1 protein-coding gene is annotated in these 1,885 nt (G+C 69.9%); it reads left to right on the forward strand.

Going from position 1 to position 1,885, the window contains the following annotated elements; translation table 11 throughout:
- Positions 1 to 24 precede the first annotated feature (24 nt).
- Positions 25 to 1,885: transglutaminase TgpA family protein (locus AC5RUJ_RS15405; protein WP_494156151.1), on the forward strand; the 1,861-nt coding region annotated here is incomplete at its 3' end.

Genomic DNA, 1,885 nt, shown 5'->3' on the forward strand with positions numbered 1-1,885 from the left:
TCCCCCGGCGTCGCGCCATGGTTGATGAGCGCCGCCGTCGCACTCGCCGTCCTGCTCACGGCCGCCAGCCTGCACGGGGTCCTGGAGGGCTGGAGTTGGCTGTTCCAAGCCGCCGTGACTGTCTGTTGCACCGAGGCGGGCACGGGGCTGGCCCGCCGGCTGGACTGGTCGCCGCTGGCCGGGGCGCTGCTGGGACTGGCAGGCCTGGTCATGTCGGTCACGGCGATGTTCCTGGCGCCGACCGGTCTCCTGGGCGTGATCCCCGGGCCCGGCACGTTCGCTGCCCTTGATCCCATGTTGGAGGAAGCCCGGGACACCGTTGTGTCGCAGGTCGCTCCGGTGCTGGTCAACGACGGCATCGCGCTGGCGGCCTGCGTTGGTGTGGGGCTGATCGCCCTGCTCGTGGATACGCTGGCCGTTCCGCTGCAGATGCCGGCCATCAGCGGCCTGGGCCTGCTGGGCCTGGCCATCGTTCCAGCCATCATCAAGCCGAACAGTATCGGAGCGGCGGGTTTCCTGGCCGCCGCGGCGGGTTACCTGCTGGTGCTGGGCTGCGCGCAGTGGCTTGCCGCCGGCGGCAGCGGCAGGGGTCGACTGGCCTCCGTTGAGCAGATCCGCCGCGCCGTGAGCATAGCGGCGGCCGGTCTCGCGGTTTCGCTGGTGCTCCCGCTGGCCATCCCGGGCTTCACGTCCGGATTGTTCCCGGAGGGCTCGAGGCTCAATTGGGGCGCGCCGACGGGCCTCAACCCGGTGGTGAGCCTGGGCGACAACCTCCGGCGGCCCGGGGCCTTCGGGAGGATGACCTACGCCACGGATGCCGGGGAACCGCTCTATCTGCGCTCGGTCACGCTGGAAAACCTGACCGGCGCCCGCTGGAGCCCGAGCGACTTCGACGGCCACCGCCGCACCGGCATCGATGAACTCGAGGTGCCCAGCGTGCGGAACCTGCTGGCAGACGGCGAGGTGACCACCACGAGGATCAGTACGGCATCCTTCACCAGCCCCTGGCTGCTGGCCCCCTACGCTCCGGCGCGGGTCACGGGCGTCCGCGGCACGTGGAGCTGGGATCCCCGCACCCTCAACATCCGCGGCGAGTCCGGCACCACCACCGCCAACCAGGAGTACGAGGTGCGCAGCGTCAGGCCGGCGCTGACCAGGGAAGCGCTGCGGGCATCGGAACCGTCGAACAACCCCGTCGTCGATCCTGTCTTCTCCGAGCTTCCGGAGAACATGCCGGGCATCATTGCAGACACCACGGCGACCGTGCTGGCGGGTTTGGAGAATCCGTACGAACAGGCCATGGCCATCCAGACGTATCTGCGGACGTCCGGATTCGTGTACTCGGAACAGGCTCCGGTCGACGGCGGCTACGACCAGAGCGGTTTCGAGGTCGTGGCCTCATTCCTGGAGGAAAAGTCCGGCTACTGCATTCACTACGCCGCCACGATGGCGATCATGGCCCGGATCGCGGGCATTCCCAGCCGGATGGCGGTCGGCTATGCGCCCGGGCGTCCCACCGGTGCGGTCCTTGAAGACGATACCGGCAGGGCACTGGAGGAGTTCGAGATCGATTCCCGGGACGCGCATTCCTGGCCGGAACTCTTTTTCAATGGAATCGGCTGGGTCGCCTTCGAGCCCACGCCGTCGCGGGGAGTGTTGCCGGCCTACGCCCAGACCGGACCCGCCGGCGGCCCGGTGCTTCCCAACGACGACCCGCTCAGGCCCGCGGGGCCGCCGCCGGCCGCCACCGACACTCCCCGGGATTCCACTGCCTCCGGCTCCTCCGGCCTGGCGGAGGAAGACATGCTCTCGCAACGGCTGTGGTCGGCGGCGGCCGCGGCCCTGGTGCTGGCCGTCCTCCTGTTGCCGCTGGTGCTGCGCCGGC

The sequence above is a fragment of the Arthrobacter sp. Y3223164 genome (assembly GCF_059091005.1).